This window comes from Isoptericola sp. NPDC056618 (assembly GCF_042792715.1).
GTDB lineage: Bacteria > Actinomycetota > Actinomycetes > Actinomycetales > Cellulomonadaceae > Isoptericola > Isoptericola nanjingensis.
The window spans coordinates 100,314-113,957 of sequence record NZ_JBHTVZ010000009.1 but is presented as its reverse complement, the minus strand read 5'-3'; the positions used below and the strand labels follow the sequence as shown (position 1 = coordinate 113,957).

The window sequence follows — 13,644 nt, the reverse complement described above, 5'->3', positions numbered from 1 at the left end:
CGGGGGCGACCGGGAGAACTCTGGACGACCACTGGACGCCACCTGCTCCGGGGACGACGAAGCCCCGCCCGGCACTGCCGGACGGGGCTTGCTGGTGCGCCATCAGGGACTCGAACCCCGAACCCGCTGATTAAGAGTCAGCTGCTCTGCCAATTGAGCTAATGGCGCGTGGCCAGAGGACGCCCGCAGGCTCGCACCAGGAGGTCCTCACGCGACGAGGTCCCCGCGGTACGGGGACCTCGTGCTGGTGCGCCATCAGGGACTCGAACCCCGAACCCGCTGATTAAGAGTCAGCTGCTCTGCCAATTGAGCTAATGGCGCTGGCGGGGTGAAACATTACCAGCCGTGCGGGGCTGCCGGGAAACCGTCGCGGCCGGACAGCGCTGTGACCTGCACGACAGGTCAACGGAACGCCTGGTGGCCGGTCAGGTGCCGGCCCAGGATCAGGGTGTGCACCTCGTCGGTGCCCTCGTACGTGCGCACCGACTCGAGGTTCGCGGCGTGCCGCATCGGCGAGTGCTCCAGCGTGATGCCGTCGCCCCCGAGCACGGTGCGGGCGGTCCGGGCGACCTCGATCGCGGACCGCACGTTCGCCAGCTTTCCGGCCGAGACCTGGTGCGGCTCCAGCCGCCCGTCGTCCTTGAGCCGCCCGAGCCGCAGCGCCAGGAGCTGCGCCCGGGACACCTCCAGGGCCATGTCGACCAGCTTCGCCTGCGTGAGCTGGAACGCCGCCAGCGGCCGGCCGAACTGAACCCGCTCCCCCGCGTGCCGCAGGGCGGCGTCGAGGCTGTCGCGCGCGGCCCCGGCCGCGCCCCACGCGATGCCGTAGCGCGCCTCCGCCAGGCAGGCGAACGGCCCGGCCAGGCCGGGGTGCTCCGGCAGGATGGCGTCGGCGGGCAGCCGGACGTCGTCGAGCACGACGTCGCACTGGACCGACGCGCGCAGCGACAGCTTCGGCTCGATGGGCGTCGCGACGAACCCGGGGGTCGCCGTCGGGACGAGGAAGCCGCGCACCCGCGGCCGCGCCTCCTCGACGCCCTCGGTCGGGTCGGAGGCGCGCGCCCACACCACGGCGACGTCGGCGACCGACGCGAGCCCGATCCAGCGCTTGCGCCCCGACAGCACCCACTCGTCGCCGACGCGCGTCGCCGTCGTCGTCATCGAGGCGGGGTCGGAGCCGGCGCCGGGCTCGGTGAGCGCGAAGCACCCGATCGTCTCGCCCGCCGCCATCCCCGGCAGCCAGCGCTCCCGCTGCGCGGGCGACCCGTGCTTCGCGATCGCGGTCATCGCGAGCGAGCCCTGCACCGAGACGAAGGTGCGGATCCCGGAGTCCCCCGCCTCCAGCTCCGCCATCGCCAGGCCGTACTCGACCGCCGACCGGCCCGCGCAGCCGTGCCCGTGCAGGTGCATGCCGAGCAGCCCCGCCTCGGCGAGGCGGGGCACCAGCTCGAGCGGGAACACGCCGTCCGCGAACCAGCGCGCGACGTGCGGGCGGACGTGCTCGTCGACCAGCGCCCGCACCCGGTCGCGGCTCTCGCGCTCGGTCGGGCTGAGCTCGTCGTCGAGCGCCAGCAGGTCCAGGGGGTCACCCGTCATGACGTCACTGTGGCAGACGCCACCGTGCCGGCGGCGAACGTCAGAGGTACAGGCCGGTCGCGCCGCCCTCGTCCTCGGTCTCCGTGACGCCGTGCACGTCGCGCTCGCGCAGCAGCACGTAGTCCGTGCCGCCGAGGTCCACCTCCGCCCGGTCCTCCGGGTCGTAGAGCACGCGGTCGCCCACGGCGACCTGGCGCACGTGCTCGCCCTTGGCCACCACCTGCGCCCACGCGAGGCGCTTGGCGCCGGCGGCGGTCGCGGGGATCACGAGGCCCGCCGTCGACTGCCGCTCCGCCGAGTCCACCTCCGGCTGCACCAGCAGGCGGTCGTGCAGCATGCGGATGGGCAGCGGCTTGCTGTCGGGCGTGGTGCGGGGCGCGCGGTCGGTCACGGCACGACGCTAGACGACCCGGGCGTCTAGGCTCGACGCCGAGCGCGCGCCCGCGAGCTCCCGCGAACTCGGTCACGGACCCCGTCGCGGACGCTGTCGCCGCGCACCGCACGACCTCGACACCAAGGAGCACCTGTGACCCGTCTCGCCGTCGGCGACACCGCCCCCGCCCTCGAGCTGCCCGCCGTCCTGCCCGACCCCGCCGGCACCGGCCACACCACCGGCACGTTCTCGCTGGCCGACGCTCTGGCGGAGCCGGGCCGCCAGGGCGTCGTCGTGTACTTCTACCCCGCCGCGATGACGCCGGGCTGCACCACCGAGGCCTGCGACTTCCGCGACTCCCTCGCCTCGCTGCAGGGCGCGGGCTACGCCGTCGTCGGCGTCTCCCCCGACGGCGTCGACAAGCTCGCGACGTTCGCCGAGCGCGACGCCCTGACCTTCCCCCTTCTCGCCGACACCGAGCACGAGGCGCTCGAGGCCTGGGGCGCGTGGGGGGAGAAGAAGAACTACGGCAAGACGTACGTGGGCGTCCTCCGCTCCACCGTCGTCGTCGACCCGGAGGGCAAGGTCGCGGTCGCGCAGTACAACGTCAAGGCCACCGGCCACGTCGCCCGGGTGCGCAAGACCCTGGGGCTCGACTGACGGTGACTGCCTAGACTGACCCGGCGCGCGAGTGGTGGAACAGGCAGACACGCTGGTTTTAGGTACCAGTGTCTTCGGACGTGCGGGTTCGAGTCCCGCCTCGCGCACGGCGAACGACGACGGCCGCCCCGGGAGCTCCCGGGGCGGCCGTCGTGCGCGTGCTGGCGGTGCGGCGATCAGGCCTGCGGCGAACCGTTGTTCGCGGCGGCGATCTGGGCGCGGACCTCGTCCATGTCGAGGCCCTTGACGGCGTCCACGACCTGCTTGAGCGCGGGCGCGGGCAGCGCGCCGGCCTGGTTGAAGACGAGCACGCCCTCGCGGAACGCCATGAGCGTCGGGATGGCGCTCACGCCCGCGGCGGCGGCGATGCGCTGGTGCGCCTCGGTGTCGAGCTTCGCGTGCACCACGTCAGTGTTCTCCTCGGACGAGGCCTCGAAGACGGGACCGAACTGCTTGCACGGGCCGCACCACTCGGCCCAGAAGTCGACCAGCACGATGTCGTTGTCGGTGACGGTCTTCTCGAACGTGTCGTCGGTGAGCTCGACGGTGGCCATGGGTGTCCTTCCGATGGGGGTCTCCTCGGCACAGCACCGGCGCCGCCCCCAGTATTCCCGTCGCGGCCTGCCCGCGCGCTGGCGCGCCGTCCGGGCTGGTAGAAACGACGTGTGACGGACACGGCCGAGTTTCCCCCCGACGACGAGTTCTATCCCGACGAGTCGCAGCCCGCGGGCTGGCTCACGCCGGAGGACCTCGCCGCCGTGCGGGCGCAGCTCCCGCTGGTCTACGTCGACGCCGTGCCCGTGCGCGTGGACGACTCGGGCGACGTGGTCGCCGTCGGCCTGCTGCTGCGCGTCACCCCGCTCGGCACCATGACGCGCGCGCTCGTCTCCGGACGCGTGCTGTACCACGAGCGGGTGCGCGACGCCCTGCTGCGGCACATCGAGAAGGACCTCGGACCCGTCGCGCTGCCGCAGGTCCCGGCGTCGCCGCAGCCGTTCACGGTGGCGGAGTACTTCCCCACGCCCGGCATCACGCCGTACCACGACCCCCGCCAGCACGCCGTCTCCCTGGCGTACGTCGTGCCGGTGACCGGCGACTGCCGCCCGCAGCAGGACGCGCTCGACCTCGCGTGGCTCACCCCCGAGGAGGCGTGCAGCGACACCGTGCAGGCGGAGATGATCCACGGGCAGGGCACGATCGTGAAGCAGGCGATGGCCTGGGTGGGTCGCCTGTCGTGAGCCGGCGGGCGGCGGGCCCCACGCACCTGCTCGTCGCCGTCCCCCCGCTCGATGAAGTGCTCATGGAGCTCGTCATCGCGCTGGTCGCGTCGCGCACCTCGACGCCCTGCCGTGCAGCACATCGCGCAGTCGGCCCGCGGGCGGCAGGCGACCGACATGGTCGTGTTCTCGTGCGCTACCGGACGCGACGAGCCGGGCCGGCGACCACCCGACGCTCCGCGGAGCGACGGGTCCGCGCCCGCTCGCGCGCCTGGCAGCGCGACGAGCAGTACGCGCGGTCCTGACGCGGGGAGGTGTCGGCGAACACGTCGGCGCAGTCGCCGGCGCCGCAGACGCCCAGCCGCGGCGCGCGGACCGGGTGCGGGCCTGCGGGTGCGGGCAGCAGCGCGACGGCCAGCGCCGCCGTCAGGCGGTCGTCCCGCCGAGGCACCGACCACCCCAGCGCGAGGTCCTCCGCCCCGTCGCCCGCCCCGATCCGCGGCACGACGCCGAGCGCCCCCACCAGGGCGTCCAGCAGCCGCGCGCGCTCGGCGGCACGGGTCGCGGCGAACACGGGGTGGACGGCGTCCGCGGCCGCGACGACCGCCGCGTCGTCCGGCGCCGGGCCGGCGACCCACGCCTCCGCGAGCGACCGCCGCTCCACCGAGGCGGCGCCGGGATACCCGGCCCACGGCCGGGAGGAGACGCGTCGCGGCTCGGTGCCCCACTCGTTCACCAGCCCGGCCACGCAGGCGAGCGAGAGGGCGGGGACACCGTGCCCGCGGCTCACGACGACGCCCGCCGTGCGGCGTGCTCGCGCGGGAGCTGGGAGGCGTAGATCGCGCGGTGCACGGGGACGTCGACGCCGGCCGCGTCGGCGTGCGCGACGACGGCCCCGCTCTGGTCGGCCAGCTCGGACGGGACCCCGGCCGCGAGGTCGCGCTGCAGCGACGTGGTGGTGCCGGGTGCGAAGCCGGACTCGTAGGTGCGCAGGATGTCGGCGAGGTCCGCGTCGTCGAGGCGGGCGCCCTCGGCGTTGCCCACGGCGAGCGCCTCCCGCATCGCGCTCTCGACCAGGTCCCGGGTCTCGGGGGTGGTGCGCGTCTCGCCGACCGTCGCACCCGCCAGCGCGCCCACGCCCCCGTAGGACGCGACGAGCGCGAGCTTTTTCCACAGCGCGCTGGCGACGTCGTCGGTCCAACGCGCACCGATCCCCGCCCCTTCGAGGGCGGCCAGGACCCGCCGGTCGGCGTCGTCGGGCGCGACACTGCCGGGGCGCCCGACCGTGAGCGTCGCCTCGCCGCCCACGACCTCGACCTGCCCGGGGCTCACGCGCCGGGCGATGACGACGACGGTCCCGGCCAGCACGGCCTCGGGCGGCACGTGCGCGGCCAGGCGGTCGGGGGCGTCGACGCCGTTCTGCGTCGTGAGCACCCGGGTGCCGGGGCCGACCACCGGCGCGATCTCGCGCGCGGCGTCGGCCACCTGCCACGACTTGGTCGCGACGACGACGAGGTCGAACTCCTCGCCCGCGGGGACGCGGTCGGTCGCGCGGACGCCGGGCACGGCGGTGGCGACGCCGTCGCGCAGCACGCTCAGGTCGGCGTCCCGGAGCGCCGCGACGGTGGTGGCGCGGCCCTTGACCGTCACGTCGTGCCCGGCCGCGGCGAGGCGGGCGGCCGCGTAGAGCCCGATCCCGCCCGCGCCGTGCACGAGGACGCGAAGCCGGTCGTCGGTCAGGTCGTCGGTGTACGGCACGTCGTCGTCCCCTCGTCGCTGTCACGGATACGAGGCAGTGTATGCGTGACAACGCGAGGCCGGGTCAGGCCCCCAGGTCCAGCACGGGCCAGTCCGCCAGGTCCGCGCGCATGCGCCGGTCGTGGGTGGCGACGACGACGGCGGCGGGGGTGGCGACCAGGGCCCGGGTCAGCTCGTCCACGAGGTCCACGGACAGGTGGTTGGTCGGCTCGTCGAGCAGCAGCAGGTGCGGCGCGTGCAGCAGCGCCCGCGCGAGCTCGAACCGGCGCCGCTGCCCGGCCGACAGCTCCGCCAGCGGCCGCTCGAGGTCCTCCTCGCTCAGCAGCCCCAGCGCCGCCACCGGCACGACGTGCTCCGGGTCCAGCTCGCCGCGCTCCAGCAGCCCCAGCGCCTCGGCGGCGTAGGCGTCGAAGCCGGTCTGCGGAGCGTCCCCGCCCGGCGTGGCGCCGGAGGGACGCGCGGGCGCCGCCTCCTGGACCACGACGCCCAGCCGGGCGCCGGGCGTGACCGAGCGGGTGCCGCGGGCCAGCGCCACCCGGCCCGCGAGCGCCGTCAGCAGCGTCGACTTGCCCGTGCCGTTGGGCCCGACGACCAGCAGCCGGCCCGACGGCGGCACGGCGACACGGGTGCCGGGCAGGTCCAGGCGTACGCCGCCGTCGTCGGCCAGCACCCGGGGCGAGCGGAGCTCGACCAGGGGATCGCCCGGGTCCCACCCCGGCGACATCGACGGCAGGTCCGGGAACGTGAGGCGCGCGGGCGGCACGGGGACCTCGACGGCCTCGGCCTCGAGCTTCTCGATCAGCCGGTCGGCGGCCTTGACGTGGGTGCGGGCCCGCGTGGCGCGGCGGTGCTTCTGCGACCCCTTGGGCGGCCGCCACTCGTCGGACAGCCCCTCGTACGACGCGTCCAGCCGCTCGGCGAGCACACGGGCGCGCTCCTGCTCCGCGCGGTAGCGCTGCCGCCACCGGTGCAGGGCCTGGTTCTTCGCGAACCGGTACGCGAGGTAGCCCGGCTGCCCGTACAGGACGGGCTTGCCGTCCATCGACGGGTCGAGGTCGAGGATGGCGGTCGCGACGTCGTCGAGCAGCTCGCGGTCGTGCGTCACGACCACCACCCCGCCCTGCCAGGCGACCAGCTCGCCGGTGAGGAACTCGATCGCGGAGTCGTCGAGGTGGTTGGTGGGCTCGTCGAGGAGCAGCAGGTCGGCGCGCTCCGCGAGCCGGCACGCGAGGCGCACCCGGTACCGCTGCCCCACGGACAGGGTGTCGAGGCGCCGGTCGGGGTCGCGTACCGCGCCGAGGCGGGTGAGCGCGACGTCGACCCGCCGGTCCGCGTCCCACGCGGCCAGGTGCTCGGCACGGGCCAGCAGCCCGGACAGCCGGCGGAGGTCCCCGGTCTCGTGGTCGAACGACACGGCCTCCTTCTCGATCTCGGCCGCGAGCGCACGCAGGTCGGCGAGCGTGCGCCGCACGAGGTCGCCCACCGTCTCCCCCGACGTCGTCGCGAGCTCCTGCTCCACCAGCGCGACGCTCCCCTTGCGCCGGAGCTCTCCGCGGCCCGGCGTGAGGTCGCCGACCAGGAGGTGCAGCAGGGTCGACTTGCCGGACCCGTTCTCCCCCACCACGCCGAGGCGGGTGCCGTCGGAGACGCGCAGGCTGACGCCGTCGAGCACCGGGCGGCCGGGGTAGGCGAACGCGAGGTCCGTGGCGGTGAGCTGCACCGGACAACCCTACGTGCGGCTCGCATAGGGTGGCCGCATGACTTCCCCCGCTTCCCAGGCCGCCACGCCCGACGGTGCACCCCGCGCCGACGGCCGCACGCCCTCTCAGCTCCGCCCGGTGACGATCACGCGCGGCTGGACCCAGAACGCCGAGGGCTCCGTGCTGGTGGAGTTCGGCAGCACCCGCGTGCTGTGCACGGCCTCGTTCACCGAGGGCGTGCCGCGCTGGAAGAAGGGGTCCGGCGAGGGCTGGGTCACCGCGGAGTACGCGATGCTCCCCCGCGCGACGAACGAGCGCAGCCAGCGCGAGTCGGTCAAGGGCAGGATCGGCGGCCGCACGCACGAGATCTCCCGCCTCATCGGCCGTGCGCTGCGCGCCGTCGTCGACGTCGCCGCCCTCGGCGAGAACACGATCGTCCTCGACTGCGACGTCCTCCAGGCCGACGGCGGCACCCGCACCGCGGCCATCACGGGCGCGTACGTCGCGCTCGCCGACGCCGTCGCGTGGGGCACCCGCCACGGCCACGTGACCGGCGGCAAGAAGGTCCTCACGGACTCCGTCGCGGCCGTCAGCGTCGGCATCATCGACGGCACCCCGATGCTCGACCTGCCCTACGTCGAGGACGTGCGGGCCGAGACGGACATGAACGTCGTGACGACGGGCTCGGGCACGTTCGTCGAGGTGCAGGGCACCGCGGAGCACGCGCCGTTCGACCGCGCCGAGCTCGACGCCCTCCTCGACCTCGCCGTCGCCGGCACCGCCGAGCTCACCGAGCTCCAGCGCGCCGCGCTGGCGCAGGAGCTGTGACCGTGCCCGACGCGACGCCCGCGACCGTGACCGTCCCCGCCGGCGCCCGCCTCGTGCTGGCCACGCACAACCGCGGCAAGCTCACCGAGCTGCGCGCGATCCTGCGCGACCAGCCCGGCCTGGACGCCCTGCCGGACGAGGCCGTGGTGTCGGCGGCCGACGTCGGCGCCCCCGAGCCGGTCGAGGACGGCGTGTCGTTCGTCGAGAACGCGCTGATCAAGGCCCGCGCGCTGGCCGCGGCGACCGGCCTGCCCGCCGTCGCGGACGACTCCGGCCTCAGCGTCGACGTCATGGGCGGTGCGCCCGGCATCTTCTCCGCCCGCTGGTCGGGCAGGCACGGCGACGACGAGGCGAACCTCCGCCTCCTCCTCGCCCAGCTGGACGACGTGCACGACGAGCACCGCGCGGCGGCGTTCGTGTGCGCGGCCGCGCTCGTGACCCCGGACGGCCGCGAGGAGGTGTGCCTCGGCGAGATGCCCGGCACCCTCGTGCGCGCCCCGCGCGGGAGCAACGGCTTCGGCTACGACCCGATCCACGTGCCGGTCGAGCAGGCCCCGGCCGCCGACGGCACGCCCGGCGCGCGCACGTCGTCCGAGCTCACCCCGGCGGAGAAGAACGCCATCAGCCACCGTGGCAAGGCGTTCCGCGCCCTCGCCCCGGCGGTCGCCGCCGCCCTCTGACGGCTGCGGGTGCGATCGTCAGGAGGTGCGGCGGCGGGCGGCGAGGGACGCGAGCGCCCGCCAGCCCAGCATCGTCACGCCCAGGAAGACGGCGGTGACGATCGCGAAGGACACCTCGACGCCGCCGATGCCGAGCACGGGCCGCAGCACGAGGCCCAGCACCACGGTGGCGAACCACACGGCCACGCCGGTGGGCCACACCTGCGCGGGGGCGCGCCAGGCGCGCGTCGCGAGCCAGCCGACGGCGAGGCCGACGACGAACGGCAGCCCGACCAGCGCGACGTGCCCGACGCCCGCGGTGTCGTGGCTGAGCGTGCCCACCACGGTGAACACGAGCACGCACACGAGGTCGCAGACGGCGGCGGGCCAGGCGGGCCGTGCCGTCGGGGTCGTCGGGGAGGCGGGGGCCGGGGCAGCGTTCACGGGGCCGAGGCTACCGCTCACAGCTCGTGCACCCCGCCGGCCGTCGCCACGGCGACCGGTCCGTCGTAGGCCGACCGGGCCTCCGCGATCGCGACGTCCGGCGCGTTCCACACCGGCAGGTGGGTGAGCAGCAGGCTCCGCACCCCGGCGGCCGCGGCGGCCTCGCCCGCCCGCAGGCCGGTGAGATGGATACCGCGCTCGACGTCGTCGTCGCGCCCCTCGTGGAAGGCCGCCTCGCACAGGAACAGGTCGGCCCCGCGGGCGCCCTCGACGAGGCCCTCGCACGCGTCCGTATCGCCGGAGTAGACGAGCGTCGCCCGCTCCCCCGGGCGCACCGACGACGGCCCCGTCACGCGGATGCCGTACGCCTCGACCGGGTGGTACACCGCGAACGGCTCCAGCTCGAACGGGCCGACCTGCACCGGCGTCCCCGGCTGCCAGGCGCGGACGTCGTACTCGCCGTCCATCGACTCCCCCGCGGTCAGTCCGTACATCGCCGCCGCGCGGTCCGCCGTCGTGCTCGGCCCGAGCACCGACAGCCGGCGCCCGACGCCCGTGCGGGTGCCGCCCCGCTCCGGGTGGTACCGCAGGTACACGTACAGCCCGGACAGGTCCGCGCAGTGGTCGGGGTGCAGGTGGGACAGCGCGACGGCGTCCAGGTCGAGCGGGTCGACGTGCCGCTGCAGGGCGCCGAGCGCCCCGTTGCCGAGGTCGAGCACGACGTTCCAGTCGCGCTCGCCGTCGTGCGCCTGCAGCAGGTACGCGGACGCGGGCGACGCCGGCCCGGGGAAGGACCCCGAGACCCCCACGGTGACGAGCCTCATGCGGCCTCCACCAGGGTCACCTCCGGGCCCAGGAACCGGCGCGCGAGCCGCTCGAACGGCTCGGGCTCCCCGGTGGCCAGGAACCGGTGCACCGGCGGGGGTGCGTCCGTCGAGCGCTCCAGGCCGTGCTGCACGAGGTTGCGGTACACGTCCTTCGCCGTCTCCTCGGCGCTGGACACGAGCGTGACGTCCTCGCCCATCACGTAGGAGACGGCGCCCGCCAGCAGCGGGTAGTGCGTGCACCCCAGGACGAGCGTGTCGACGCCCGCGGCCTTCACCGGGTCGAGGTAGCGGTGGGCGACCTCCATGACCTCGGGGCCGGACGTCAGCCCGCGCTCGACGAGCGGCACGAAGTCCGGGCACGCCTGCGTGGTGATCTCCAGCCCCGGCGTCACGTGGAAGGCGTCGTCGTACGCGCGGGAGTCGACGGTGGTCTTCGTGCCGATGACGCCGATGCGCCCGGTCTTGGACGTGAGCACCGCCCGCCGGGCCGCGGGCCGGATCACCTCGACGACGGGGATGCCGCGCCGCACGGTGTACCGCTCGCGGGCGTCGGGCAGCGCCACCGCGGTCGCGGAGTTGCAGGCGATGACCAGCATCTTCACGCCCTCGTCGACCAGGCGGTCCATCACGTCGAGCGCCATCGCGCGCACGGCGGCGAGCGGCTTCGGCCCGTACGGGCTGTTCGCCGTGTCCCCCAGATAGAGCACCTGCTCGTGGGGAAGCTGGTCGAGGATGGAGCGCGCGACGGTCAGCCCGCCGACGCCGCTGTCGAAGATCCCGATGGGGGCGTCGTTCACGCGAGGAAGCCTAGTCGCGACAGACCGTCACGACCCCGGGGAGTGAGCGGCGACACGGCGTGGCGCCCGCCACAGCGACGCTCCCGCCTGCGCCGATACGTCCGCCACCCACGCTGTCAGGCGTCCGCGCGCCCTGCCCTCAGCTCCGCGAGCATCTCGTCGACCAGCGACTCCTGCGCGAACCCTGCAGCCACGAACACCCCGCCCCAGTAGCGCCGCTCGCGGCCCGACAGCCCGACCCGCTCCCAGCCGGCGTACTCGTCCGGGGCGTCGTCCTCCTCGTCGTCCTCCTCGTCGGCCTCCTCGTCGGCCTCCTCGTCGGCCTCCTCGTCGGCCTCCTCGTCGGCATCGTCGTCGTCGATGCCGGCCAGGACGTCGTCGTGCAGCGTCTCGACGTCCGCGTCGTCGACCAGCCCCAGCCGCTCCGCCAGCACGAGTCGCACGTCGGTGAGCGCGCCCGCGAACTCCTGCGCGGACTCGCGCGGCACGACGAGCTCGGCCCCGTCGCGCGGGTCGTCCGGCAGCTCGTCCGGGGAGTCGAGCGCGTCGGCGAACGCGACGAGCCGGGCCACCTTCCCGGCCGCGAGGTCCGTCTGCGTCAGGTGCCGGAACTCGGAAGCGACGTCGGCGTCCTCGTCGTGCGCGTCGGGCAGCAGGCGCTGCACCGCCGGGTCCTGCGGCACCCGCGCGACGCCCGTGAACGCGACGCCGTCGCCGACCTCGATCCCGGGCTCCAGGCCCGACTCCGCGCGCACCAGCTCCGCGACGTCCCGCGCGACGCGCCCGAGCACCTCGCGCTCGACGTCGTCCCATCGGGCGACGTAGCCCGCCGGCGCGGACCGGAACGGCGTCATGCCGCACCCCCGTCGTGGCCGGAGGCGCCGCCGGGGCCGCCGTCCGAGGCGCCGGACTGCCGCAGCGTGGCCCACAGCCCGAACCCGTGCATCGCCTGCACGTCCACCTCCATGCGCTCGCGCGGCCCGGACGACACCACGGCGCGCCCGTCGTGGTGCACCTGCAGCATCAGCTTCTGCGCCTTCGCCGGCGGGTAGCCGAAATAGCTCTCGAAGACGTAGCTCACGTACGACATGAGGTTCACCGGGTCGTTCCACACGATCGTCACCCAGGGGTCCGCGACGGCGGCCGCCGCGTCCTCCCGGGTGTCGACCTGGGTGTCCCCCGCCGCCTCGGTCGCCGCGGCCGCTGTCGCGAGCCTCGCGCCCGTCGTCGTCTGCCCGTTCACCCGCCCAGCGTAGGCACAGCCGTCCACCGGTCGTCGACCGTCCGCCTGGCGGGCTTCGCCCTGCCGGACCAGCGCAGGAGCCCTACCGTGTCCCCATGATCGACGAGCCCCGGGGCGGCGCCGCCCCGTCGCTGCAGGCCGTCCCGGCCGCCCCGCTCCCGTCCGTCCGTCCGTCGGTCGCCCTCCTCACCGACCGGTACGAGCTGACGATGCTGCAGGCGGCCCTCGCGGACGGCACCGCCCACCGCCACTGCGTGTTCGAGGTGTTCACGCGTCGGCTACCGGCCGGGCGACGGTACGGCGTCCTCGCGGGCACCGGGCGCATCCTCGAGGCGCTCGCGCACTTCCGCTTCGGTGACGCCGAGCTCGCCTACCTCGAACGCGCCGGCGTCGTCGACGACCGGACCCTCGACTTCCTGCGCGGCTACCGCTTCACGGGCAGCGTCCAGGGCTACGCGGAGGGCGAGATCTTCTTCCCCGGCTCGCCGGTGCTGCAGGTCGAGGGCACGTTCGCCGAGGCCGTGCTGCTCGAGACGCTGATCCTGTCGATCCTCAACTACGACTCCGCCATCGCGTCGGCCGCGTCGCGGATGACCAGCGCCGCCGTGGACCGCCCCGTGCTGGAGATGGGCTCGCGCCGCGCGCACGAGCAGGCGGCCGTGGCGGCCGCCCGCGCCGCCGTCGTCGGCGGCTTCACGGGCACGTCGAACCTCGAGGCGGGCATGCGGTACGGCCTCGACACCATCGGCACCGCTGCGCACGCGTTCACGCTCCTGCACGACGACGAGCGCTCGGCGTTCGACTCCCAGATCGCGTCGCTCGGGTCGGGCACCACCCTGCTGGTCGACACCTACGACGTCCGGCGCGGCGTCGAGAACGCGATCGCCGCGGGCGGGACGTCGCTCGGCGCGGTCCGCCTCGACTCGGGCGACCTCGGCGTCCTCGCCGTCGAGGTGCGCCGCCAGCTCGACGAGCTGGGCGCCACCGGCACGAAGATCGTCGTGACGTCCGACCTCGACGAGCACGCGATCGCCGGGCTCGCGGCGATGCCCGTGGACGTGTACGGCGTCGGGACGTCGCTCGTCACGGGCTCCGGCGCGCCCACCTGCGGCATGGTCTACAAGCTCGTCGCGCGCGCCGACCCGTCCGGCGTGCTGCAGCCGGTGGCGAAGGCGTCCACGCACAAGACGAGCCAGGGCGGTCGCAAGGGGGCGGCGCGGCGCTACGGGCCGGACGGGCGCGCGGTCGAGGAGGTCCTCGTCACCGGCCCGGACGACCTCGTCGTGGCCTGGTCCCCCGAGGACGGCGGACAGGTCGGCGAGACCGCCGACGGCGAGCGTCCCGACCTGCGCAGCCTGCTCGTGCCGCTCGTCGTGGACGGCGCCGTCGACTCCCGCTGGGTGGGTGCCTACGGCGTGCAGAACGCGGCCCGCCACCACCTCCAGGCGCGCGCGGAGCTGCCCCGCGGCGGCCGCCGGCTGTCCGCCGGCGACCCGGCCATCCCCACCGTGGACCTCGTCCTCCGCTGAGCCGCGCCGGCGC

The 13,644-nt window shown here is 75.2% G+C and carries 16 protein-coding genes and 3 tRNA genes; 6 read left to right on the top strand and 13 right to left on the bottom strand.

Annotated features, from left to right (window positions below):
• Positions 1-92: 92 nt before the first annotated feature.
• The 4 genes from ACFQ8T_RS12845 to ACFQ8T_RS12830 all read right to left on the bottom strand — a co-directional run bounded on the left by ACFQ8T_RS12845 (position 93) and on the right by ACFQ8T_RS12830 (position 1,933).
• Positions 93-168 (bottom strand) — tRNA-Lys (locus ACFQ8T_RS12845).
• 77 nt (positions 169-245) lie between these two features.
• Positions 246-321 (bottom strand) — tRNA-Lys (locus ACFQ8T_RS12840).
• 81 nt (positions 322-402) lie between these two features.
• The gene (locus ACFQ8T_RS12835; protein ID WP_430546913.1) at positions 403-1,596 is read right to left on the bottom strand and encodes an acyl-CoA dehydrogenase family protein; all 1,194 of its coding nucleotides are present in this window, start codon (positions 1,594-1,596) and stop codon (positions 403-405) included.
• A gap of 40 nt (positions 1,597-1,636) precedes the next feature.
• Positions 1,637-1,933: a GroES family chaperonin gene (locus tag ACFQ8T_RS12830; protein WP_429762689.1), complete on the bottom strand. Its 297-nt coding sequence runs from the start codon at positions 1,931-1,933 to the stop codon at positions 1,637-1,639.
• Positions 1,934-2,122: 189 nt separating this feature from the next.
• Here ACFQ8T_RS12830 and ACFQ8T_RS12825 point away from each other — a divergent pair, with 189 nt between their 5' ends.
• Complete coding sequence (locus ACFQ8T_RS12825; protein ID WP_430546912.1) at positions 2,123-2,629, top strand: peroxiredoxin; 507 nt, start codon at positions 2,123-2,125, stop codon at positions 2,627-2,629.
• A 25-nt stretch (positions 2,630-2,654) separates the two neighbouring features.
• Positions 2,655-2,736: transfer RNA gene (locus tag ACFQ8T_RS12820), tRNA-Leu, on the top strand.
• A gap of 69 nt (positions 2,737-2,805) precedes the next feature.
• On the opposite strand, the gene trxA is transcribed toward ACFQ8T_RS12820, so the two are convergent.
• On the bottom strand, positions 2,806-3,183 hold the full coding sequence (gene trxA / locus ACFQ8T_RS12815; protein ID WP_430546911.1) for a thioredoxin: 378 nt from the start codon (positions 3,181-3,183) through the stop codon (positions 2,806-2,808).
• A 111-nt stretch (positions 3,184-3,294) separates the two neighbouring features.
• Here trxA and ACFQ8T_RS12810 point away from each other — a divergent pair, with 111 nt between their 5' ends.
• Entirely contained in the window at positions 3,295-3,867 is a 573-nt protein-coding gene (locus tag ACFQ8T_RS12810) for an NUDIX hydrolase family protein (protein WP_429762424.1), read from the top strand.
• 175 nt (positions 3,868-4,042) lie between these two features.
• Here ACFQ8T_RS12810 and ACFQ8T_RS12805 read toward each other — a convergent pair whose 3' ends face one another.
• From ACFQ8T_RS12805 to ACFQ8T_RS12795, 3 genes are all read right to left on the bottom strand, one after another.
• Positions 4,043-4,636 (bottom strand): CGNR zinc finger domain-containing protein, encoded by a 594-nt coding sequence (locus ACFQ8T_RS12805; protein WP_430546910.1) that lies wholly within the window; start codon positions 4,634-4,636, stop codon positions 4,043-4,045.
• A complete protein-coding gene (locus ACFQ8T_RS12800; protein ID WP_430546909.1) occupies positions 4,633-5,604 on the bottom strand; it encodes a ketopantoate reductase family protein in 972 nt (323 codons plus the stop codon). Before ACFQ8T_RS12800 ends, ACFQ8T_RS12805 begins: the two co-directional genes overlap by 4 nt.
• Before the next feature lie 64 nt (positions 5,605-5,668).
• Positions 5,669-7,324 (bottom strand): ATP-binding cassette domain-containing protein, encoded by a 1,656-nt coding sequence (locus ACFQ8T_RS12795; RefSeq protein WP_430546908.1) that lies wholly within the window; start codon positions 7,322-7,324, stop codon positions 5,669-5,671.
• A gap of 37 nt (positions 7,325-7,361) precedes the next feature.
• On the opposite strand from ACFQ8T_RS12795, the gene rph reads away from it, so the two are divergent.
• On the top strand, positions 7,362-8,132 hold the full coding sequence (gene rph, locus ACFQ8T_RS12790) for a ribonuclease PH (RefSeq protein WP_430546907.1): 771 nt from the start codon (positions 7,362-7,364) through the stop codon (positions 8,130-8,132).
• A gap of 2 nt (positions 8,133-8,134) precedes the next feature.
• Positions 8,135-8,812: an RdgB/HAM1 family non-canonical purine NTP pyrophosphatase gene (gene rdgB, locus ACFQ8T_RS12785; protein WP_430546906.1), complete on the top strand. Its 678-nt coding sequence runs from the start codon at positions 8,135-8,137 to the stop codon at positions 8,810-8,812.
• A gap of 18 nt (positions 8,813-8,830) precedes the next feature.
• Here the strand turns inward: rdgB and ACFQ8T_RS12780 are convergent, their stop codons facing one another.
• The 5 genes from ACFQ8T_RS12780 to clpS form a co-directional block, all read right to left on the bottom strand.
• Positions 8,831-9,235 carry a DUF3054 domain-containing protein gene (locus tag ACFQ8T_RS12780; protein WP_430546905.1) on the bottom strand — a complete coding sequence of 135 codons (405 nt, stop codon included), beginning with the start codon at positions 9,233-9,235 and terminating at the stop codon, positions 8,831-8,833.
• A gap of 17 nt (positions 9,236-9,252) precedes the next feature.
• Entirely contained in the window at positions 9,253-10,059 is an 807-nt protein-coding gene (locus ACFQ8T_RS12775) for an MBL fold metallo-hydrolase (protein ID WP_430546904.1), read from the bottom strand.
• Positions 10,056-10,859, bottom strand: coding sequence for a glutamate racemase (murI, locus tag ACFQ8T_RS12770; protein ID WP_430546903.1), 804 nt, complete (start codon positions 10,857-10,859; stop codon positions 10,056-10,058). The genes ACFQ8T_RS12775 and murI overlap by 4 nt, the downstream gene beginning before the upstream one ends.
• Before the next feature lie 116 nt (positions 10,860-10,975).
• Positions 10,976-11,713, bottom strand: a complete 738-nt coding sequence (locus tag ACFQ8T_RS12765) for a DUF2017 family protein (RefSeq protein WP_430546902.1) — start codon at positions 11,711-11,713, stop codon at positions 10,976-10,978.
• A complete protein-coding gene (clpS, locus tag ACFQ8T_RS12760; RefSeq protein WP_430546901.1) occupies positions 11,710-12,102 on the bottom strand; it encodes an ATP-dependent Clp protease adapter ClpS in 393 nt (130 codons plus the stop codon). Before clpS ends, ACFQ8T_RS12765 begins: the two co-directional genes overlap by 4 nt.
• Positions 12,103-12,197: 95 nt before the next feature.
• On the opposite strand from clpS, the gene ACFQ8T_RS12755 reads away from it, so the two are divergent.
• On the top strand, positions 12,198-13,631 hold the full coding sequence (locus ACFQ8T_RS12755; protein ID WP_430546900.1) for a nicotinate phosphoribosyltransferase: 1,434 nt from the start codon (positions 12,198-12,200) through the stop codon (positions 13,629-13,631).
• The last annotated feature ends 13 nt before the right edge of the window (positions 13,632-13,644 follow it).

What these genes read in the sequence shown, in the direction of transcription:
- ACFQ8T_RS12835 (WP_430546913.1), bottom strand. Translation starts at nt 1,596, where the DNA reads ATGACGGGTGACCCCCTGGACCTGCTGGCGCTCGACGACGAGCTCAGC.
- ACFQ8T_RS12830 (WP_429762689.1), bottom strand. Translation starts at nt 1,933, where the DNA reads ATGCTGCACGACCGCCTGCTGGTGCAGCCGGAGGTGGACTCGGCGGAG.
- trxA (WP_430546911.1), bottom strand. Translation starts at nt 3,183, where the DNA reads ATGGCCACCGTCGAGCTCACCGACGACACGTTCGAGAAGACCGTCACC.
- rph (WP_430546907.1), top strand. Translation starts at nt 7,362, where the DNA reads ATGACTTCCCCCGCTTCCCAGGCCGCCACGCCCGACGGTGCACCCCGC.
- ACFQ8T_RS12775 (WP_430546904.1), bottom strand. Translation starts at nt 10,059, where the DNA reads ATGAGGCTCGTCACCGTGGGGGTCTCGGGGTCCTTCCCCGGGCCGGCG.
- ACFQ8T_RS12765 (WP_430546902.1), bottom strand. Translation starts at nt 11,713, where the DNA reads ATGACGCCGTTCCGGTCCGCGCCGGCGGGCTACGTCGCCCGATGGGAC.
- ACFQ8T_RS12755 (WP_430546900.1), top strand. Translation starts at nt 12,198, where the DNA reads ATGATCGACGAGCCCCGGGGCGGCGCCGCCCCGTCGCTGCAGGCCGTC.